The organism is Flavobacterium plantiphilum, assembly GCF_046000495.1.
Classification (GTDB): domain Bacteria; phylum Bacteroidota; class Bacteroidia; order Flavobacteriales; family Flavobacteriaceae; genus Flavobacterium; species Flavobacterium plantiphilum.
Window position 1 is genome coordinate 456,147 of sequence record NZ_JBELQA010000001.1, and the last position, 21,645, is coordinate 477,791.

A 21,645-nucleotide genomic window follows, 5' to 3' on the forward strand; every position below is an offset into this window, starting at 1 on the left:
TGTACCATTGACCAATAACCAACAACCAATAACCAACAACTTTAAAAACAATGCTTACAAAAAGAATAATCCCTTGTCTGGATATCAAAAACGGAAGAACCGTAAAAGGTGTTAATTTCGTAGATTTGCGTGATGCGGGTGATCCGGTGGAATTGGCAAAAATTTATTCGGATGAAGGTGCGGATGAATTGGTGTTTTTGGATATCTCGGCAACGGAAGAAAGAAGAAGAACTTTAGTAGATTTAGTTCGCAAAGTAGCGGCAACCATTAATATACCATTTACTGTAGGTGGTGGAATTTCTGCAGTTTCGGATGTGGAAGTGCTTTTGCAAAATGGAGCCGACAAGGTTTCCATCAATTCCTCGGCAGTAAAGAATCCGCAATTGATTAATGATTTAGCTCAAAAATTTGGAAGTCAATGTGTAGTTGTTGCGATTGATGCCAAACAAATTGATGGCGAATGGATGGTGCATTTAGTAGGTGGAAAAGTGCCAACAGATATTAAGTTATTTGACTGGGCACAAGAAGTGGAGCAAAGAGGCGCCGGAGAAATCCTTTTTACCTCAATGAACCACGACGGTACTAAAAATGGATTTGCTAATGAAGCTTTGGCAAAATTGTCTAGCTTAGTTAATATTCCTATTATTGCATCGGGTGGAGCAGGAAATATGCAGCATTTTGCAGATACTTTTATTGATGGAAAGACAGATGCCGCTTTGGCAGCGAGTGTTTTCCACTTTAAAGAAATTGAAATCAAAGCTTTGAAAAAAGAGTTAAAAAATAACAATATAGAAGTTAGATTATAGAAAATAGAGTAAAGAATAAAGAGAAAAGATATATTGTTGTAATGATTTTCTTTGTCCTTGCTTCTTTCTTCTTTTCTCTTTCTAAAAAAAATAATTATAAAAATGGAAATAGATTTTTCAAGATTGGCTCATGGATTAATTCCGGCCATTATTCAAGATAGTGAAACCAAAAATGTGTTGATGTTAGGCTATATGAACGTAGCAGCTTATCAAAAAACAATTGAAACAGGCAAAGTAACTTTTTTCAGCCGTTCTAAACAGCGTCTTTGGACAAAAGGGGAAGAAAGTGGACACTTTTTGAATCTGGTGAATATCAAAAACGATTGTGATGAGGACACTTTATTGATTCAGGCAAAACCTGTAGGACCAACTTGTCATACAGGAGCAGATACCTGCTGGCAAACACCAAATGAAACCAGTTATGGATTTATTTCAGAATTAGAAAAAACGATTCAGTCTCGAAAAGAAAATGCTGATTCTGAACAAAGTTATGTGGCTTCGCTTTTTGCGAAGGGGATTAATAAAATTGCTCAAAAAGTAGGGGAAGAAGCTGTAGAAGTAGTTATTGAGGCGAAAGATGCAAATGACGATTTATTTTTAAGCGAAAGTGCCGATTTACTTTTCCATTATTTAATTTTATTACAAGCCAAAGGATATAAGCTGGATGATGTGATGAATGTTTTAAAAAGCCGTCAGAAATAGCATCTATATTTTGTGTTAATTTATTGTAAAAACGAGTCAATTGGAGATTAAATTTCCTCAGTTGACTCGTTTTCATTTTTACACCAAAGTCCAATCTGTTATATTTACAACAGAAATTAATTATTTATAATCAATACCTTATGATTTTTGATAAGACTCATTTTTCAGAAGCATTCATCGATACTAAAATAGAAACAGGATTACATATCATACTTACAACAGACGAAGACGATTCCCGTTCCGTTTATATATCCGGAAATTTTAATGACTGGCGTACTCAGGATAAAGATTTTATGATGGAAAAAGTAGGTACTGGTTTGTATCATTTTAAATTCACTCATGATTTTAATTATCCTGAAGTTTTATTGTATAAGTTCACTAAAGGAGATTGGAGTGCTGTTGAAATAGGTGCTAACGAAGAGCGAACAGAAAATCGTTTTACATCTAAACATACAGGTATTCAAAATGAACATGTTTTTCGCTGGAGAAAAAACTGGATGCCATTCAAGCCTAATTTTTTGCCACAAATTCAGTTAATTTCTGATGAGTTTGAAATCCCGCAATTAAACACTACCCGTAAAGTCTGGGCACTATTACCACATGATTATGATTTTTCCAATGAAAGTTATCCTGTGATGTATTTACAGGATGCACAGAATTTATTTAATGAAAATGCAGAATACGGCAATTGGGAAATTGATAAAAAACTGGCTGTAATGTCCGAATACAATGTGGGTAAAATCATTGTTATTGCTGTAGAACATGCAGAAGAAGACCGGGTTAAAGAATACAATGTTGGGAAAACAGTTTTAGGAAAAGGACAGGGTAAAAAATATATTAAATTTTTAGCAGAAACCCTGAAACCATATGTTGACAGTAACTTCAGAACAAAAAAAGAAAGAGAATTTACCGGAATAGGAGGCAGTTCTATGGGAGCTTTGGTCAGTATTTTTTCCGGTTTGCGTTATCCTGAAATTTTTGGTAAATTAATGATTTTTTCACCTTCGCTTTGGGTAGCTCCTAAAATGAAAATCAAAAACTATGAGGATTCCGGAAATACAAAAATTTATTTATACGCAGGCGGAGAGGAGAGTGAAACCATGATTGAGCATGTAGAAACTTTTAAAAACCGGATGCTTGAAAGTGAATTTGTTACAGATAAAATGAAAATCAATCTTAGTATTAATAAGTTAGGAAAACACAATGAAACTTATTGGAGTGACGAATTTCCCAAAGCTATAGAATGGCTGTTTTTTAACACAAAGGACAATTAAATGATAACAACAAAAATTAATAGTTTAGAAAATTTTTCAGGAACAATATTAATTCCTGTTTTTGAAACAACAGAAAAAAATCTAATCCCTGTTAAATTTGACGATTTAGAAATTCCTTCTTCTGTTTTTTATGGTAAAAAAGACAGCACGTATCTAACTCAAAAAAGAGAAAATTTATATTTATTTATTGGTATAGGAAAAAATCCGGATTATAAATCATTAAAAACAATATTCAGAAGAATTTCTTTTAAAGAAAAAAAACTTTTTAATAAAAAACTATGTCTTTTTTTACCCGAAGAATTTGCTTCTGAACAGGCAGAAGCTGCTATGTCCGGTTTGCTTTTAGGAACGTATGATTTAGGGCATTATAAAGAACAGGAAAAGCATCCGTTTTTAAAAGCAGATTTTGAATTAAATATATTAGCTGTTCAGGATTATTCTGTTTGGCTTAATAAGGCTATAAAAATAGCCCGTGCCCAGTTAGAAACACTCTCGTTAGTTGATTTACCACCCAATAAGGTAACACCTAAATACCTGGCGTTATGGGCTCAGGATAAAGGTCTTCAATACGGTTTTGATGTAAAAGTACTGGGTCTGGAAGATGCTAAAAAAGAATATTTGGGCGCCTTTGTAGCTGTGGGAAGAGGCAGTGATAACGAAGCCCAGTTTGTAATTATGAATTACACGCCCAAAATTGCTCCTGCTTCATTAAAACATATAGGACTTGTAGGGAAAGGAATTACGTTTGATACAGGTGGTCTGAATATCAAAACATCCGGTATGGTGCATATGAAGTGTGATATGGCCGGTGGCGCTGCTGTTTTTGGTGCCATGCAGCTCATTGCTGATTTACAACTGCCGGTACGCGTTACCGCTATTGTTCCCTGTGCGGAAAATGCAGTGGACAATAAATCATTTCTGCCCAGTGAAGTTATCCATAGCTACAGTGGGAACTCTATTGAAATCATTGATACCGATGCTGAAGGCCGTCTGATCTTAGCCGACGGTTTATCGTATTTAATTAAAAATTACAAACCGGAGTATATTATAGATATTGCAACTTTAACAGGGAGTAGTGTTGGGACTTTTGGCTATGAATGTGGTGCTTTGTTTACTAATAATGAATTTATTTCTAAAAAAATTCAGGAAACAGGAACATCCATTGGTGAACGATTATGGCCATTACCTTTATGGGATGCTTATAAAGATGATATTGAAAGTGATATTGCCGATGTGAAAAATTTTAGTGGAAAACCGGTAGCAGGAGCCATTAGTGCAGCAAAATTTTTAGAGTTTTTTACTAAAGAACATCCTGCCTGGGCACATTTAGATATTGCCGGAGTAGCATTTGGCGATGATGAATTTGCAAAAAGTAAACATGCAACTGCTTATGGTGTTCATTTATTAACTAAATTCATAGAAAATTTATGAATTTATGGAAAATGCTAAAACCTTCATTTGTATTTCAAATTATTATAAAGGAGCCGATTTTTTAATTCAGTTAAAGAATTCAGGAAATAAAGTTTATCTCGTTACCAGTGAAAAATTAAGAGATAAACCATGGCCACATGAAGCAATAGACGAAATATTTTATATGCCTGATCAGGATACCGAATGGAATTTAGAGCATTTATTACTGGGAATAGGTAATTTAATGATTACTAATAAGGTTGATGCTATAGTTGCTTTGGATGATTTTGATGTAGAAAAGGCCACCTATCTTAGAGAAAATCTTAGAATTGGAGGAATGGGACAAACTACTGGTCGCTACTTCAGAGATAAATTAGCCATGCGGATGAGAGCCAAAAGTTGTGGCATACCTATTCCTGCTTTTTGTTCCTTATTTAATGATCATGACATCAATACTTTTGCCGACAGAGTCGCTCCTCCATGGGTTTTAAAGCCCCGTTCTGAAGCTTCTGCCTCAGGGATTATCAAGGTTTTCGATAAAGAAAATTTATGGATTCATATTAATGAAATGGGGAATAATCGTTTTAAATATTTGTTAGAACAGTTTAAACCCGGTGCTGTTTACCATTGTGACAGCTTAGTTTTAGATAAAAAGATACTTTTTAGTCTCACTTCAAAATATCTGGCTACACCGATGGAAATTACTCAGGGTGGTGGTGTTTTTAGAAGTTCCAATATTCCTTATGACTCTGAAGATGATGTAGAAATAAAAAAAGTAAATGAAGCTGTTTTAAAAAGTTTTGGTTTAAAGCATGGTGTTGCTCATACAGAGTTTATTAAATGTACCGAAGATGGAAAGATTTACTTTCTGGAAACTTCTTCCCGCGTGGGCGGTGCTCACATCGCTGAGATGGTAGAAGCTGCCTCCGGTATTAATCTATGGAAAGAATGGGCCACGATAGAAGATGCCTTAGTCAAAGAAAAAGAATACCAATTACCGGAAATAAAAAAGGAGTATGCCGGAATTGTACTGACTTTATCTAAATTTCAGCATCCAGATTTATCTTCATTTTCAGATGCCGAAGTTTGTTTCAGAGTTCCTTTAGATTATCATGCAGGTCTTGTGGTTAAATCTGTTAAAAACGAAAGAATTCTCGAATTATTAGACAATTATGTTGATCGTTTAATAGCTGATTATACCGTAGTGGTAGCACAAAAAAAGGTGGATAAACTGCATTAGCCCATGAGAGTATTTTGTTTTTTTATTTTTTTCTCGGTGCTTTTTTTAAATGAAATAAAAGCGCAACAACTTTTCGAACATAAAAAAAATCAGTTTAACAGACAGGATAGTTTGCGCGGAAGTATTACTAAAGAAAGAGACTGGTGGGATTTAAAACAATATCGGTTAGCTATAAAAGTAAATCCTTTAGACAGTACAATAACAGGATCTAACACTGTAAAATATAAAGTTTTACAGGAATATAATGTTATGCAAATTGATTTGCAGAATCCCTTAGCAATCAGCAAAGTGATTCAGGATAAAAAAGAATTAAAGTTTTACAGGGAAGGGAATGTTTACTTTATTAATTTAATTGCTCCTCAAAAAAAAGATGCTATAAAAGAGCTGACTGTTTTTTATGGAGGAAAGCCTAAAGTAGCTGTCAATCCGCCCTGGGATGGTGGAATTAGCTGGAAAAAAGACAGCAACGGTAAACCATTTATTGCTTCGTCCTGTCAGGGATTAGGCGCCAGTGTGTGGTGGCCTAACAAAGATCATATGTATGATGAAGTCGAAAATATGTATATCAGTGTGAATGTTCCAGAGGATTTAAAGGATGTTTCTAATGGTCGTTTACTGAGTATAAAAAAACATAAAAATGGCACCAAAACGTATAACTGGTATGTTGCTAATCCTATAAATAATTATGGCGTAAATATTAATATTGGAGATTATGTTTCTTTTTCAGAAAAATACAAAGGCGAAAAAGGAACTCTGGATTGCAGCTATTACGTTTTGAGAGACAATTTGGCGAAAGCCAAAAAACAATTTCAGGAAGTTCCCCGAATGTTAGAAGCTTTTGAATACTGGCTGGGACCTTATCCTTTTTATGAAGACGGCTATAAATTGGTTGAAGTTCCATATTTAGGAATGGAACATCAAAGTTCAGTTACGTATGGGAATGGTTTTGGAAATGGTTATTTAGGCACTGATTTAAGCGGAACGGGTTGGGGACTAAAATTTGATTTTATTATTGTACACGAATCGGCACATGAATGGTTTGCTAACAATATTACTAATAAAGATATAGCTGACATGTGGATTCACGAGAGTTTTACTAATTATTCTGAGAGTCTTTTTCTGGAATATTATTATGGAAAGGAAGCCGCTTATACGTATCTGCGGGGACTCCGAAAAAACATTCTGAATGACAAACCCCTAATAGGAAATTATGATGTTAACCATGAAGGTTCCGGCGATATGTACTATAAAGGTTCAAATATGCTGCATACCTTACGGCAAATTGTTAATAATGATATTAAATGGAGGAGTATATTAAGAGGTTTAAACAGCGCTTTCTACCATCAGACAGTAACTACAAAACAAATTGAAAATTATCTGAGTCGGGAAACAGGAATAGATTTAAATCCTTTTTTTAATCAATATTTACGGGATATCAGAATTCCAAAACTGGAATATTATTTTGAAAACAATAATCTGCTTTTTCGCTGGACAAACTGCGTTTCAGACTTTAATATACCGATAAAAGTGATTATAAACGGAGAAGAAAAGTGGCTAAATCCGCAAACAAACTGGAAAAGAGAGACAAATATTGCAGAAAATTCAAAACTACTTATTGAAGCAAATTTTTATGTGGTTGGAGTTAATATTACCCAATAAAATAGACTAATTTTATCTTTAAAATTCAGAAATAATAAATTGAATATTTAATATGAAAAGTTACTACTTCATAATTATCTTTTTGTTTATAAGCGGGATTAATTACTGTCAGACTAATGAAGTTGAGTCAGAAAATTTAATAAGCAGTACTGATTCTCTTTCTACAATTCCGAGAATCAATTTAGATTCCATTCATTTTGCTCCGTCCAATAAAATGCTCGATGAGGAAATTTACTGGACTATTATTGACCGTTCTTTAAAAGAAACTACTAATAAGGAAGATCAGGAAATTTTTCTGATTACCGCTTTAGAGCAACTTTCTCCGGAAGAAATAGTAGGTTTTCGTTTAAGAACAGATAAACTGATGTTCGACTCTTATACCTCTGATTTGTGGTGCGCTAATTATATTATTAGTAACGGAGCCGCTGATGATGGTTTTGATTATTTTAGATGTTGGCTGATTTCAAGAGGAAAAGAAGCCTATTATCAAGCACAGCAAAATCCGGACTCTTTAGTGAATTTGATCGAAAACGAACCAAAAGTATATGATTTTGAAGGTTTTTGGTATGTAGCGATGAATGCATTTAAAAACGCTACGAATCAGGAAATATATGCTTATCTTGATTATGAAAATTTTAAAACGACAGATGAAAATTATCCGATATTAGAATTCAACTGGAATGTTAATGAACCTAAAACGATGGAAAAAGTGTGTCCTGTTTTATTTAAAAAATTCCGGGAAAAATAAAACTGAAATTCAATTGTATTTTTAAAGATGTTACTGATAATCAGATTAGTTTCTTTTTGATATAGTTAAAACTTTTTACGGTAGACTCTAAAAGATCAGGTTTATAATTGGTTTCTTGTTCCACAAAAAAGTGTTTCATTCCGGATAGCTGAGCTGCTGCAAAAATAGTTTTAAAGTTGATCGTTCCGTCCCCAACTTCGGTATTCCATTCGGTTTTCAATTTATCCATATCTTTTACGTGCCACATTGTAAATCGTCCGGGATGAGCCTCAAACAGTTCCAGAGGATTATTTCCTGAACGCACTGCCCAATACAAATCCAATTCAAAATCAACCAGCTCTTTATCTGTTTCCGCTAATAAAATATCATATCCCGTTTGAGTTCCAAACTTTTTAAATTCAAAATCATGGTTATGATATCCCAATTTTAAACCCGCCTGTTTACATAAAACGGCGGCTTCATTTAATTTTTGAGCAATTCGTTTGTAATCATCCAGATTACTTCTTAATTTTTCATCTAAATGGGGAACAGTAATATATTCACTTTCTAATTGATTAGCACACTCCATACAGGATTTTAAAAAATCAGTATTACCATTTTTTATAAAAGAATTAAATTCATAATGTCCGCTTGGTGCTTTTAGACCATTATCAGCCAGTATTTTTTTGAAATCTTTTACAGAAGTGCCAAAAAAACCTTTTTCGGCTGAGTATCCATAAGTTTCTATTTCATTATATCCTGTTTTTGCAACAAATTCTAAAGTGCCTTTTACATCTTTAGAAAACATATTTCTTAAAGTGTATAATTGTAAACCGATATTTCTTTGTTTCGTTGAAAAGGCGAGGGAAGGAGCAATAGCCAATGCACCTAAAACCAAACTACTGTTAATTATAAAATCTCTTCTTTTTATCATTTTTTGATTTAAATATCTGAATTATATATTTAAAAATATAAAAAAAATGGATTCAAATAGTTATCTACTGCAGATTAGTATAATAAATAAAAAAAATCATCGCTCAAATAAACCAATAGTTCCGCCTACCCAGTCTTTGTCCTGATTGTATTTTACACCTATCATTTCGCCACGGCTCAAGCGTACTAGATTACACAATAGAGCAGGAGCTTTATCTTCTTTTTTCCAGGTACAAAGTATTCTGACCTCGGCTTTAACTTTTCCGTCAGGAGACTGAACAACTGGCAAATAGCTAACTTTCTTCTGAAGAATGTAAAGTTCTTTATCGACAACAGCTTCAATATCTTCCTTTTTTACATGAAAAATAACACCGGAACCCGAAAAAGAAAAAAGAGGTTTTAAGACATAGTTTTCCAAATCTTGCGGAATTTCTTTTAATTCGCTTAACAAAGTGGTTTCTATAAAATACTTTCCTTTTAGCATTGGTAAAATAAACTTACTGATTCTGAAAAACCAATTGGGATGTCCCGACCATTCCACATCCAAATCGTCTGAAAAACTAAAGTTCATTTTTAAATCTGTCCGTAGTTCCAGTTCGTCAAAAATTACGCGATTGTAAATACGCTTAATCTCAATTTCTTTGCCTTCAGAGTTGTGATAAAAAAGTTTTTTCCCTTTTTTTAATATTTCCGTTACACAGACAAAAGGAATTCCAAGATCTCTTTTGCAATAATAAAAATCAATTTTTGTATTTTGTTTTTCAGGTTCTATTTCCAGTAACACCACGTTTTCTTTTGGATGGTTGTTACAAAAAATATCCTCTAAATTTTTGAGATATTCATCCGCAGTTATACCATTAAAAAATGGAGTTAATTCTTCTAAAAAAGGATAATATTTTTTGAATTTTTCAAATAAATTGACCTGATAATTAAAGAGAGAAGGAAATCCTTGTACTTCAATTAGTTTTGGAATTACATTGCCTTCTTCTTCACAAATTCCAAAATCAATAGCTAAAAAAGTGGTGTGCTCATCCTCGTTAGGTACTTTTTTATTTAATACTAATGATTTGTCAGTAAGGTTTTTAAAGTGTTTTTGTTTAATTAAGGCTATAACATCATTACAACCTTCAATCAGTTGCTTTTTTAATTCATTCGAAATAAAAAAAGGAGTTTCTGCCAGTCTAAAAGTAGGAGCATAGTCAAAATCGGCTGCAATATCATCCTTTAAAACCTGATATTTTTCTTCTGTGAATTGCGCGTTAAACAGCTTTCGGTATTTTGGGATCATTTAAATTCCAGATATTAATTAGACATGATTTTTTTAGATTTCATCAGGTCAGTGATAGCTGAGCGAAGAAAATTAGGAATTAAAGTTTCATTGGTACGATAAATTTTATCATCGTCAACTAAATCTTCCAGCATGTTTCTGAACTTTCTTTTGCCTTTCATTTTTCTAATTTTTTCTTTCACTTCGTTATTTCTCAGATGCGATAGAAAACTAATAGGATCAGCTTCCGGATGAAATTGTGTTCCTACTAAATGATCTGTAAATCGGACCGCCATAATAGCTCTTTCATATTGCACATTATCTCTTATTTTTTCCAATGAAAGTATTTTAGCTCCTTTTTTTGCAAAAACACTCAATTTCGGCTGAACTACCTGATAATCTCTGGAATCAATTGCATAAAACGGGTCATCCAGTCCTTCAAATAATAAATCTTTAAGTCCGTCTTTCGTTTTATGGATAGTCATTACACCAAACGAAGTATCGTGTCTTTTTGTGATTTCTGCTAATCCAAAATGTTTACACGCCATTTGATAGGAATGACAAATAAAAAGCACGTGCTTTTTGATTGGGTTTTCATTGTTCCATTTCAATATAGCATCAATAAAATCAAAATATTTTTTGTCCCATTCACCATCGCCATCCAATGGATTTCCGGGGCCTCCGGTTGCAATATAAATATCAAATTTATCTATTTCAGGTAATTCACATTTTCCTCTTACATCAAAGATTTTAAAGCTTACAAAAGGTGTAAATCTGTTTACAATTTCGATAATACACCGCATGCCCTGATTAGGCTCTCCATTGTACATGTCCAATATCGCTATTGTTATGTTTTTCTTTCCCATTAGTTCCCGATTTTATCTTATTTGCAAAGATAAGTTAATAATTTATAGCCCTTTAGTGAATTCTGCTGTAATAAAGTCAACTACCTTAGTCAGATTTTTTGTTTCTTCAAAAACAGCAATCTGCTTGTCAGCACCTGTTCCGTTTTTTAAAATTTCGTGTGTGTAATTGATATGTTCTCTGCTTCCTAATTCATCGACTACATCATCAATAAAGTCCAGTAATTCTAAAATCAGCAATCGGGTTTCTACTTCTTTCTGAAGTCCAAAATCAATCAAATGTCCTTCTATTCCATATCGGGCAGCTCTGAATTTATTCTCTTTGATTAATGCCAGACGATAGGTGTTGAATTTCAGGTTCTGCGTATTAAGACGATACAGTTTAGCTACAACGGCCTGTATTACAGATACCATGCACATGGTTTCTTCAACTGTTAATGCCATATCACAAATTCGGAATTCAATTGTATCATAGAATGGGTGCAACCGTAAATCCCACCAGATTTTCTTTGGATTATCAATACAATTAGTTTTTACTAAAGTTTCCAGAAAATTATCATAGGATGCTACCGAATCAAAATATTCCGGCAGCCCTGTTCGCGGAAACTTATCAAAAACCTTTGTTCTAAAGGATTTATAACCGGTTTGTCTTCCTTCCCAAAAAGGAGAATTAGTTGATAACGCAAATATATGCGGCAGGAAATAACAAGCCTGATTGATTAATTTCAGACCTATTTCACGGTTTTCTATTCCTACATGGCAATGCATCCCGAAAATTAAATTAGAACGTGCAGCATCCTGTAACTCATTGATAATGGTATGATAACGAGGATCATCGGTTATAGGCTGATCCTGCCATTTAGAAAAAGGATGTGTCCCGGCTCCACCAACGATGAGTCCTTGTTTATCGGCCAGTTCTACAATTTTAGTTCGTAAAAACTTAATCTCACACTCGGCTTCTTTTACATTCTTACAAATATTAGTTCCAACTTCCACCACCGATTGGTGCATTTCGGCTTTTACTTGTTCATTTAATACTATTTTTGCCCCATCAACTATTTTAGACAAATGGGAGCGAAGATCTCTTGTTTCGGGATCTATAATCTGGTATTCTTCTTCTATACCAAGCGTAAAAACAGGTAATTTTTTCATTTAAATTATTCTGATTATTTATTTAACCCAACAGCTTCTTTCATAAAGGTTCCCCAAGTCAGGTTTATTTTTCCGGGTTTTTGCTTTTTTGCGGCAGCAATAGCCATTTTAGCCGATTCTTCAACCACCCATTCAAAGTTTTCAATACCTACTGAATTAATATCAGCATCAGGAGCAGGATTTCCAAAATCAATAGCATAAGGAATACCGTCACGCACCGCAAATTCTACCGTATTAAAATCGTAACCTAAACCTTTGCAAAGTCGAATTGTATAATCTTTGATAGTAGCTAATAATTTTTTATCTACTGGAGGACCATCAAGCACATAACGTAAATGAGGCTGATTCCTGGGTTCGTATTGCATGATTTTGACAGCTTTACTTCCTAAGCAATACACTCTGAAATATTCAGTAAAGACAATTTCCTCCTGCAACAGCATTACCAACTGTCCCGTTTCTTTATGCTTCTCCCAAAATTCCTCTTTGTTTTCCAGTCGGTACACATTTTTCCACCCGCCACCGGCATACGGTTTCATGTAGGCAGGAAACTTCACATAGTCAAAAATACCTTCCCAGTCTAATGGATATTTCAGATTTCTGAACGAATTAGAATTTGTATCATTTGGATGTTCTGCTGAAGGAAGAATGACTGTATTAGGCAACGGAACGCCCAGTGTATCGGCTAATGCATTATTAAAAAATTTATCATCAGCACTCCACCAAAAAGGATTGTTAATAACATTAGTACCCGTTAAAGCAGCATTTTTAAGAAAAGCACGATAAAAAGGAACATCCTGTGAAATTCTGTCTATAATTACGGCATATTCACCTCCTTTATTCTGAATAACTTTATCAATAGAAACGGCTTCGGCTATAATATTTTTTTCGTTTTTTGAATTAACTCTGTCAATAAAAGCCTGAGGAAAGGTATCTTCCATACCAAATAAAATTCCAATCTTTTTCATATTCGTTGTTTTCTTTTACTATTTTATAATCAGTGTTTAACTAAAATTTATTCTGGATAAATAATGGGGAAACATTTCTTTCCATAACGGCCAGTCGTGAACTTTATCCTGCCTGATATCAAGCCAGTGGTGCATGTTTTTATCAGACAATAACCGGCTCATTTTTAAATTAGCATCAAAACAAATGTCCCAATTTGAAGTTCCCAGTACAATATCCATATTCCATAATTCATAATCATTCAAGCCTTGCAAATAATCATGAGGACTATGGTAAAAAACAGTATCATTATGAAAACCATCGAGGTAGTTTTTAATTTGATAAACTCCGCTTATACTGAACAAATGGCTCACATAACCCGGATGTCTAAAAGCAAAATTCGCTGCATGATACCCCCCAAAACTACAGCCGGCAACAACAACTTTTCCTGAAGCGGTATTGTTACGCACTTTTTCAACAATTTCATGACAAATCATCTTATCATAGCAATCGTGATTTTCTATGCGGTGTACAGGAGAAATCTGTTTATTGTAAAAACTGTTTTTATCAATACTATCCGGACAATAAATCTGAATCAATCCCTGCTCGAGATACCAGCTTACTGATTCAATTAATCCCATATCTTTATTTTCATGAAAACTTCCCATAGAGGTGGGAAACAAAACTACCGGATATCCCGAATGCCCAAAAACAAGCATTTCAATATGTCTGTTCAGATGGGGTGAATGCCACTTAAAATAGTCTTCTTTCATAATTTTCGTTTCAACAATTATACTGAAATAATCAATATAAAATTTACAAACAGAAGAAGGTTTTTCACTTTTAATGAAATGATAACGCTTTGTTTACTATTGTTGCATATAATTTATTTTAAAGCTTTTAAATGAGATTTTTTAAAGTGATTTGGTAACACACTCCCGACATAAAAGCAGATAAGAAAAAAAAACAACTGTTAAGATTAGTCCACAAACAATCTGAAAATTTTAAACAAAAAGACTGGATTTGAGGAATTAGAATTATTCTTTAAAAATCAATTTGTTTTGTATTTATTTTCTAATTAATCAGCAACACTTTTTTCAAATAACTGAACCTGATTTTTCAATCTTTCAATCAGCATATTCATCATGCGTTTATTTAAACTGGAGGAGTTTTTTATGTAAGAAGTATATTCCTCTACCGTAAAAAGGGCTATAATCATTCCTTTTAATGCATTTCTAAACTTGATGTCTTTTTGAATTGCATTCTCAATAGTTGCAATCTTTTTCTCGACACTTAGCGAATAAAAATCCCTTTTGTATTTACTGATATAATTATGAAAAGAAGCAATAAATAAATCATTTTGAAGTTTCAATATAGGTCTTAAAACTTCATTTTGAAAAATTTCATCTGCTGAAGACTGTGTGCTGACACTTCCGATAGTGTCACCTCTGAATTCCGTTAGAAAACGATCTCTGTGGCTCATCTTTTTTTCTTAAAAATAGCAAAAAAATACTCAGGGAAACCTTATTTTAGCATAAATAATTAAAAATATGCGATTTCATACCAGAAAATGGGTAAAGCCCGAAGACCTTAATCCAAATGGAACTTTATTTGGAGGAAAACTATTATCGTGGATAGACGAAGAACTGGCACTTTATACTATTGTGCAGTTTGAAAACTCCAGAGTAGTAACTAAATATATGTCGGAAATAAACTTTAAAAGTTCGGCAAAAGAAGGAGATATTATCGAAATAGGAATCGATGTGATCCATTTTGGAACGACTTCAATTTCACTTGAATGTCAGGTTCGCAACATGATGACCAGAGAAATTATTATTACTATTGACAAATCAGTAATGGTTAATCTGGGTGAAGACGGAAAACCAAAACCACACGGAAAAACAGAAATAGAGTTTGTGAAAAATCGTTTGTAATCAGATTGTAAAAGACACGAATTCACGAATTCAATTGGATTATTCGTGAATTCGTAACTTTGATTTATTTATTCAGGAAATCACCTCTTGAGGGCAATTCAAAAATTTCAAGATCAAAATAAGGAACAGCTGAGATGACATGATCAAAAATATCAGACATTACATATTCATAATTTTCCCATTTCTTATCTTTTGTAAAGGTATAAATTTCCAGCGGAACTCCTTCAGCAGTAGACTGCAACTGACGACACATTAAAACCATATCCTGATTTATAGCCGGATGATTACGCAGATACTGGATTATATATTTTCGAAATAACCCCATATTAGTCATATTACGGCCGTTTATTGCAATTGATTTGTCTATGCCTCTGTCCGTATTGTATTTATTGATTTCAGTTTTTCTGTTGGTTATATAATCAGTAATCAGACTGATTTTTTTTAGTTCTTCTAATTCTGTTTCCTCCAGAAAACGAATGCTGTTTGTTTTGATAAGAATGTGTCTTTTGATGCGCCGTCCATTCGATTTCAGCATGCCACGCCAGTTCTGGAAGGAATCTGAACTTAAACTGTAAGTAGGAATGGTAGTGGTTGTATTATCAAAATTACGCACTTTGACGGTAGTCAGATTAATTTCGATCACATCTCCGTCAGCACCAAATTTATCAATTGTAATCCAGTCGCCTATACGAATCATATCATTTACAGAAACCTGAACACTGGCAACAAAACCGAGAATAATATCTCTGAAAATCAATATAATCAATGCAGAAACAGCACCTAATGTGGTAAACATATTATTGAAATCAATCTCGAATAATCTCGAAATCAAAATTGTAATGCCTACCAGCCACAGCACAATCATGATTACCTGAATAAAACTGTCAATAGGTTTGTCGCTGTACCGTTTTTTTGTTTTAAATAATCCCTCAAAGCATTAAAAACAGTCCGAATTATCCACAGCACTAAAATAACAATATAAACACCTACTAATTTCCCAAATACACCATCCCAGTATTCATAACGGTCTAAAATAACCGGAACTGATTTATAGATAAACAGCACCGGAATAAGATGAGCAATGTATTTAGCCGTTTTATTAGATACTAATAAATCATCAAATTGTGTTTTTGTTCTTCTGGCAATTACAATTATCAGACCTACTAAGAGCTGTCTGGAGATATAATAAATGAGATAAGCTAAAAAACAAAGTATTGTAATGTTAATTATCAGACTCGAATAAGAGGCCATTGTAACATTGAATCCCCACTTTCTAAAAAGAGGATATAAAAATGTAAACAGCTGCTTTAACAATAAATACATTTTAGCAGTATTTCTTTTCTACATAAAAAGTACCAAAGGGCAGTAATGAAGCAATTAAAATAATTCCAAAATCTCTGACACCCCATTTTTGTGGTGTTTTTAATAAAAATGCCAAAATGATATAACCTATAAACAAAATACCATGAGTCATACCGATAGGGTACAATAAGGTATGATACAATTCAGTATTATTAGGCTTAATAAAAAGCATATTAGCAAATAAAACCAAATACGAAATCCCTTCAAGGATAGCTGTAATTTTAAAAATCTTAAGCATTGCAATTGTTATTTTAATGTTTCCTGTCAAAATTAAGGATTATCATTCATTTTATAGGTATTAAAACCTAAAGTAATTTACTTTTGTAATCACAAAAATTTCATAATGAGTAAAAGAGATTTAAAAAAATATTTAGGCGAACTCGACAAGGAACAATTGCAGGAGCAGCTAGTTGAATTGTATGAAAAATTTAGCGCGGTAAAGGAATATTATGATTTTGTATTTAACCCAAAGGAAGAGAAGCGGTTGCAGGAAGCTAAGCTTAAAATTGCTCATGAATATTTCCCGGTTGCGGCCCGTGGCAAAAGGAAAAAACCAAAAATGCGCCGTTCAGTAGCCCAAAAAAACATCAAACATTTTATAACGCTGGGAGTAGACCCATTTATAATCAGTGATCTGATGTTGTATAATATAGAAATAGCTCAGGCTTTTTCTGCCGAAAATCTCATAAAACAAGATACTTTTTACAAAAGTATGCATACTTCTTTTGAACAGGCCATACAATTTATGATTGCTAATGGCGTTTTAAGCGATTTTAAACCCAGAATAAATTCTCTTTACGAAGAAATTGTCAGACAAAAATGGAAAAACAGAATGGATTTCCTGCAAATTACAGAGCGAATCAATGAATAACAGGCTTGTAAATCAAATTATTTCAAATTAAGTTAATAATTTAAATTAAATATAACAGGATAACTGTTTTTTAACCGTATTTTTGCAAAAATTCAACAAAAAGCAATGTTCGAAAGTACGATAGAAATAGAAAAAGAAGAGAAAAAAGAACTTTATGCCTACCAGCAAGGTGATATTGATGCCATTTTTGAGCGCATCGATAACGGTCCTGCGCAACATCACCTGCTGTATCAGCTGCCTACAGGTGGCGGAAAAACAGTGATATTCTCAGAAATTGTTCGCCGTTACTTATCAAAACATAATAAAAAAGTAGTTGTTTTAACACATAGAATTGAGTTGTGTAAACAAACTTCTAAGATGTTAAAAGGTTTTGGTGTAAAAAATAAAATTATCAATTCTAAGGTAAAGGATTTACCGGATCAAAACGATTATTCCTGTTTTGTAGCTATGGTGGAAACCTTAAAAAACCGTATTAATGATGAGAAATTATCTCTCGAAAATATTGGTTTGGTCATTATTGATGAAGCGCATTATAATTCATTCAGAAAACTTTTAAGTTCCTTTACAAATGCTTTTATATTAGGAGTAACAGCAACACCGCTGAGTTCTAATATAAAATTACCTATGAACCAGAGTTATGATGAATTAATTGTAGGAGATACTATTAGTTCATTAATAGAAAAAGGCTTTTTGGCCAAAGCCACAACATACAGCTACGATGTAGGGTTAACATCATTAAAAGTAGGTATCAACGGAGATTATACTGTAAAATCTTCTGATGATTTGTATACTAATACGCTGATGCAGGAAAAACTGGTACATGCCTACACCGAAAGATCATTAGGTAAAAAGACTTTGATTTTCAACAATGGTATCAACACCTCTTTATATGTTTATGAAACTTTCAGAGAAGCAGGGTACGAAATTCGCCATCTGGATAACACCAGCAGTAACGAAGAAAGAAAAGAAATTCTGCATTGGTTTAAACATACAAAAGACGCCATATTAACTTCGGTTGGGATTTTAACAACCGGATTTGATGAACCAACAGTAGAAACCATAATTTTAAATCGTGCCACAAAATCATTAACTTTATATTATCAAATGATAGGGCGCGGTTCCAGAAAACTGCCTAATAAAGATGAATTTACCGTTATTGATTTAGGAAATAATGCAGCCCGTTTTGGTCTTTGGAGTGAGCCCGTAAACTGGCAGCACATCTTTAAATCACCCGAATTTTATTTAGAAAATTTACGTGATGATGCTGAAATTGAAATGTATTTTAAATACACAATGCCGCCGGAACTGAGAGCTAAATTCAGTAATACTGAAGATGTCACTTTTGATGTTGATGAAGAACACAAACTGGCCATAAAACAAAATTTACGTTCTAAAGTGGTTTTGGATAAATCATTGGATCAACACGCAACCATGTGTGTTTACAATACCGAAACTTTACAGGAAGCTAAATTGTTAGCCAAAGAATTAGACGATGATATTGAATGCCGTATTAAACGTTATGCCAAATGTTTGAGTCAGTGCAGTAAAAATTACCGCGAATGGCTGGTAGATGATTATAAACAAAAATTAACCTTGCTGTTAGGTAAAAAGTATCGTGAGAAAATCATGAACGAACCTGATGAAGACGAGGAATAAAATAAGGAGCTGATTCCCGCTATCCGCTTTATCTTACTGTTCTTAAAGAAAGAACAGCAAGGATATCGCTGCTATCGGGGCTAAAAAACTGTTTTTCATACAAATAATAAAAACTAAACAATGTCAACACAATTCTCAGATTTAGGAATTTCGACAGCTTTATTACAATCCTTAACCGAATTGAATCTTGTTCTGCCTACAGCCATTCAGGAACAAGTTATTCCGTTGCTTTTAGCAAACAAAACAGATTTGGTTGGTTTAGCAAAAACAGGTACAGGTAAAACAGCCGCTTTTGGCTTGCCTATTTTACAATTAATTGATACTTCACAGCCAACGGTACAAGCCGTAATTTTAGTTCCAACAAGAGAATTAGGACAACAGGTTTTTAAAAATTTAGAAAGTTTTGCTCAAAATTTACCTGATGTTTCCATAACAGCAACCTGTGGAGGAATCCCAATAAAACCTCAAATAGAACAATTAAGGAATCCTACGCACATCGTTGTAGCAACTCCGGGACGTTTAATTGATTTATTACAACGAAAAGCCATCAGTCTTAAAGAAACCCAATTTTTAGTTCTGGACGAAGCAGATGAAATGGTAAGCATTCTAAAAGAGAGTCTGGATGAAATCGTTGCTGAACTTCCTAAAACACATCGCACTTTTTTATTCTCTGCTACCATGCCGGGAACTATAAAACAACTGATTCAGAACTATTTGCATAAAAATGTAGTACATGTTAGTGCAAACATGGAAACATCAGGAAATCAAAGTATTGATCATCAGTATATTATTGTTGATCCTATAGAAAAGTTAGATGTTTTAATGCATTTTTTAAATTCCCGAGAAGGACAGCGCGGTATTATTTTCTGCAAAACAAAAGCAGCAGTAAATAAACTGGCTAAAAATCTGGCCATCAATCGCTTTTCTTCAGGAGCATTACACGGCAGTTTGTCGCAGGGAATTCGGGATCGTATAATGGAGCAATTTCGCGAAGGACACATCAATATATTAGTAGCAACTGATTTAGCCGCCAGAGGAATTGATGTAAAAGAAATTGCTTATGTAGTCAATTATCATTTACCGGATACTTATGAAAACTATGTTCACCGTAGCGGAAGAACGGCAAGGGCAGGGGCAAACGGACTGGCTTTAACAGTATTACAAGCCGAAGAAGAAATAGAAATTGCTGATTTTGAAAAGGAATTAGGGATTAAATTCACACCGTTTTCTAAACCGTCTGTTGCCAGCATCGAAGAAAACAACACTTTGCTGTGGGCTAAACAAATTTTCAAGACAAAACCCAATCACGAGGTGGAAGCCGATTTAAAAACAAAAATAAAAACGATATTTCATCACCTGACCAAGGATGAATTAATTGAAAAAATATTAGCTAACCATTTATTACAAAATAAAAACCAAACCAACGAAAAACCAGTTAAAAGACAAAAACAAAAAAAATAAAAACTGTTTGACATTCCTCTTACCAAAAAAAGAGAATGTTATTTTTAAAATTGTAAAAATATGGAAATCGTAATAATCGGAGGCGGTTTTGCCGGACTGAATCTTGCAAAAGAATTACTGAATCAGGATGGAGTGCGAGTAACTCTTGTGGATAAAAACAACTATAACTTTTTTCCTCCACTTATTTACCAGGTAGCAACAGCGTATTTAGAACCATCAAGTATTAGCTATCCTTTCAGAAAATTTTTCGCAGGAAAAAAGAATCTTCAATTTCGTTTGGGCGAGCTTATCGAAGTAATTCCTTCAGAGAATAAAATAATTCTGAGCAACGGGGAATTGTCTTATGACAAACTGGTTTTTGCAACAGGAGCAGAGACCAGCTATTTTGGAATGGAAAATGTAAAAAAGAATGCCATTCCAATGAAAACGCTCAATGATGCAATAGTTATGCGTAATACGCTGCTAAAAAACTTAGAAAAAGCGGCTATTACCAAAGATATTCGAAAACGAAGAAAATTACTTACAATTGTTGTTGCCGGAGGAGGACCTACAGGAGTAGAAATCTCAGGAATGTTTGCTGAAATGCGCAGAAATATTTTTTTAAAAGAATATCCTGAATTAGCCACCACTGCGAGTAACATATATTTAGTTGATGGTGCGCCGGCATTATTAACTCCAATGAGTAAACAATCCCAGGACGATACTTATAAGGCTTTAACCGATTTAGGTGTTGTGGTAAAATTAAACAACAATGTAGTTGATTATGTCGATGATACGGTTCATTTTGCTAATGGAGAAACCATTCAGACCAAAAATTTAATTTGGGCAGCAGGAGTTACCGCACGTGAGTTTACAGGACTTCCAGCTGAAAGCTATGGACGTGGAAAACGCTTAAAAACGGACGCTTATAATAAAATTGAAGGAACCGCTAACATTTATGCCATTGGTGATACTTGTATTCAGTTTAATGATGAAGCTTTTCCGCACGGACATCCGCAAGTTGCCCAAGTGGCAATCCAACAGGGAATTAATCTGGCTAAAAACTTTAAAAATGCTATCAAAGAAAAGCCTCTGACTCCTTTTAAATATTTAGATAAAGGATCTATGGCAATTATTGGAAAGGCAAAAGCCGTAGTGGATTTACCAAAACCCAAATTGCATTTTAAAGGATTTTTTGCCTGGATTATCTGGTTATTCATTCACCTGATTTCGTTAATTACATACCGAAACAGAATAAAAACATTCTACAACTGGATGATTGCTTATTTTTCAAAAGACAATTCATTACGAATGATTATCAGACCTGATAAAAAAGTAAAAGTTGAAGACCTTGCAAAATAAATATTATAACAGAAAACCGATACCGAGATGTATCGGTTTTTTTAT

General features: G+C 33.6%; 20 protein-coding genes and 1 pseudogene. 12 read left to right on the top strand and 9 right to left on the bottom strand.

All coding sequences use genetic code 11. From position 1 onward, the window contains the following. Window positions 1-50: 50 nt before the first annotated feature. The 7 genes from hisF to ABS764_RS01955 all read left to right on the top strand — a co-directional run bounded on the left by hisF (window position 51) and on the right by ABS764_RS01955 (window position 7,839). Window positions 51-806 carry an imidazole glycerol phosphate synthase subunit HisF gene (gene hisF, locus ABS764_RS01925; protein ID WP_408079405.1) on the top strand — a complete coding sequence of 252 codons (756 nt, stop codon included), beginning with the start codon at window positions 51-53 and terminating at the stop codon, window positions 804-806. 102 nt (window positions 807-908) lie between these two features. Further along, window positions 909-1,508: a bifunctional phosphoribosyl-AMP cyclohydrolase/phosphoribosyl-ATP diphosphatase HisIE gene (gene hisIE / locus ABS764_RS01930; protein ID WP_408079407.1), complete on the top strand. Its 600-nt coding sequence runs from the start codon at window positions 909-911 to the stop codon at window positions 1,506-1,508. A gap of 140 nt (window positions 1,509-1,648) precedes the next feature. After that, window positions 1,649-2,782: an alpha/beta hydrolase gene (locus ABS764_RS01935; protein WP_408079409.1), complete on the top strand. Its 1,134-nt coding sequence runs from the start codon at window positions 1,649-1,651 to the stop codon at window positions 2,780-2,782. Then, the gene (locus tag ABS764_RS01940; protein ID WP_408079411.1) at window positions 2,783-4,213 is read left to right on the top strand and encodes a leucyl aminopeptidase family protein; all 1,431 of its coding nucleotides are present in this window, start codon (window positions 2,783-2,785) and stop codon (window positions 4,211-4,213) included. Between the two features lie 4 nt (window positions 4,214-4,217). Further along, on the top strand, window positions 4,218-5,432 hold the full coding sequence (locus ABS764_RS01945) for an ATP-grasp domain-containing protein (RefSeq protein ID WP_408079413.1): 1,215 nt from the start codon (window positions 4,218-4,220) through the stop codon (window positions 5,430-5,432). A 3-nt stretch (window positions 5,433-5,435) separates the two neighbouring features. Beyond that, on the top strand, window positions 5,436-7,091 hold the full coding sequence (locus ABS764_RS01950; protein ID WP_408079415.1) for a M1 family metallopeptidase: 1,656 nt from the start codon (window positions 5,436-5,438) through the stop codon (window positions 7,089-7,091). A 52-nt stretch (window positions 7,092-7,143) separates the two neighbouring features. After that, entirely contained in the window at window positions 7,144-7,839 is a 696-nt protein-coding gene (locus ABS764_RS01955; RefSeq protein WP_408079417.1) for a DUF4240 domain-containing protein, read from the top strand. 40 nt (window positions 7,840-7,879) lie between these two features. Here ABS764_RS01955 and ABS764_RS01960 read toward each other — a convergent pair whose 3' ends face one another. The 7 genes from ABS764_RS01960 to ABS764_RS01990 all read right to left on the bottom strand — a co-directional run bounded on the left by ABS764_RS01960 (window position 7,880) and on the right by ABS764_RS01990 (window position 14,458). After that, window positions 7,880-8,752 carry a sugar phosphate isomerase/epimerase family protein gene (locus ABS764_RS01960; RefSeq protein WP_408079419.1) on the bottom strand — a complete coding sequence of 291 codons (873 nt, stop codon included), beginning with the start codon at window positions 8,750-8,752 and terminating at the stop codon, window positions 7,880-7,882. A gap of 96 nt (window positions 8,753-8,848) precedes the next feature. Next, entirely contained in the window at window positions 8,849-10,039 is a 1,191-nt protein-coding gene (locus tag ABS764_RS01965) for a hypothetical protein (protein ID WP_408079421.1), read from the bottom strand. A gap of 14 nt (window positions 10,040-10,053) precedes the next feature. After that, a complete protein-coding gene (locus ABS764_RS01970) occupies window positions 10,054-10,884 on the bottom strand; it encodes a type 1 glutamine amidotransferase (protein WP_408079423.1) in 831 nt (276 codons plus the stop codon). Between the two features lie 42 nt (window positions 10,885-10,926). After that, window positions 10,927-12,033 carry a carboxylate-amine ligase gene (locus ABS764_RS01975; RefSeq protein WP_408079425.1) on the bottom strand — a complete coding sequence of 369 codons (1,107 nt, stop codon included), beginning with the start codon at window positions 12,031-12,033 and terminating at the stop codon, window positions 10,927-10,929. A 14-nt stretch (window positions 12,034-12,047) separates the two neighbouring features. Beyond that, complete coding sequence (locus tag ABS764_RS01980) at window positions 12,048-12,998, bottom strand: ATP-grasp domain-containing protein (RefSeq protein ID WP_408079427.1); 951 nt, start codon at window positions 12,996-12,998, stop codon at window positions 12,048-12,050. Between the two features lie 36 nt (window positions 12,999-13,034). Then, window positions 13,035-13,748, bottom strand: a complete 714-nt coding sequence (locus ABS764_RS01985) for an alpha/beta fold hydrolase (protein WP_408079429.1) — start codon at window positions 13,746-13,748, stop codon at window positions 13,035-13,037. 305 nt (window positions 13,749-14,053) lie between these two features. Continuing rightward, window positions 14,054-14,458: a glyoxalase gene (locus ABS764_RS01990; RefSeq protein WP_408079431.1), complete on the bottom strand. Its 405-nt coding sequence runs from the start codon at window positions 14,456-14,458 to the stop codon at window positions 14,054-14,056. A gap of 67 nt (window positions 14,459-14,525) precedes the next feature. On the opposite strand from ABS764_RS01990, the gene ABS764_RS01995 reads away from it, so the two are divergent. Then, a complete protein-coding gene (locus tag ABS764_RS01995) occupies window positions 14,526-14,909 on the top strand; it encodes an acyl-CoA thioesterase (RefSeq protein ID WP_408079433.1) in 384 nt (127 codons plus the stop codon). A 64-nt stretch (window positions 14,910-14,973) separates the two neighbouring features. Here the strand turns inward: ABS764_RS01995 and ABS764_RS02000 are convergent. Together ABS764_RS02000 and ABS764_RS02005 are read right to left on the bottom strand one after the other, a co-directional pair. Continuing rightward, window positions 14,974-16,232 (bottom strand): annotated as a pseudogene (locus tag ABS764_RS02000) (mechanosensitive ion channel family protein). Window position 16,233: 1 nt separating this feature from the next. Beyond that, complete coding sequence (locus ABS764_RS02005) at window positions 16,234-16,509, bottom strand: DUF3817 domain-containing protein (protein ID WP_408079435.1); 276 nt, start codon at window positions 16,507-16,509, stop codon at window positions 16,234-16,236. A gap of 105 nt (window positions 16,510-16,614) precedes the next feature. On the opposite strand from ABS764_RS02005, the gene ABS764_RS02010 reads away from it, so the two are divergent. The 4 genes from ABS764_RS02010 (at window position 16,615) to ABS764_RS02025 (ending at window position 21,600) form a co-directional block, all read left to right on the top strand. After that, a complete protein-coding gene (locus ABS764_RS02010; protein ID WP_408079437.1) occupies window positions 16,615-17,142 on the top strand; it encodes a DUF6155 family protein in 528 nt (175 codons plus the stop codon). A 105-nt stretch (window positions 17,143-17,247) separates the two neighbouring features. Further along, complete coding sequence (locus tag ABS764_RS02015; RefSeq protein ID WP_408079439.1) at window positions 17,248-18,798, top strand: DEAD/DEAH box helicase; 1,551 nt, start codon at window positions 17,248-17,250, stop codon at window positions 18,796-18,798. Window positions 18,799-18,918: 120 nt separating this feature from the next. Next, the gene (locus ABS764_RS02020) at window positions 18,919-20,259 is read left to right on the top strand and encodes a DEAD/DEAH box helicase (RefSeq protein WP_408079441.1); all 1,341 of its coding nucleotides are present in this window, start codon (window positions 18,919-18,921) and stop codon (window positions 20,257-20,259) included. Between the two features lie 60 nt (window positions 20,260-20,319). After that, on the top strand, window positions 20,320-21,600 hold the full coding sequence (locus ABS764_RS02025; RefSeq protein WP_408079443.1) for an NAD(P)/FAD-dependent oxidoreductase: 1,281 nt from the start codon (window positions 20,320-20,322) through the stop codon (window positions 21,598-21,600). Window positions 21,601-21,645: the final 45 nt, after the last annotated feature.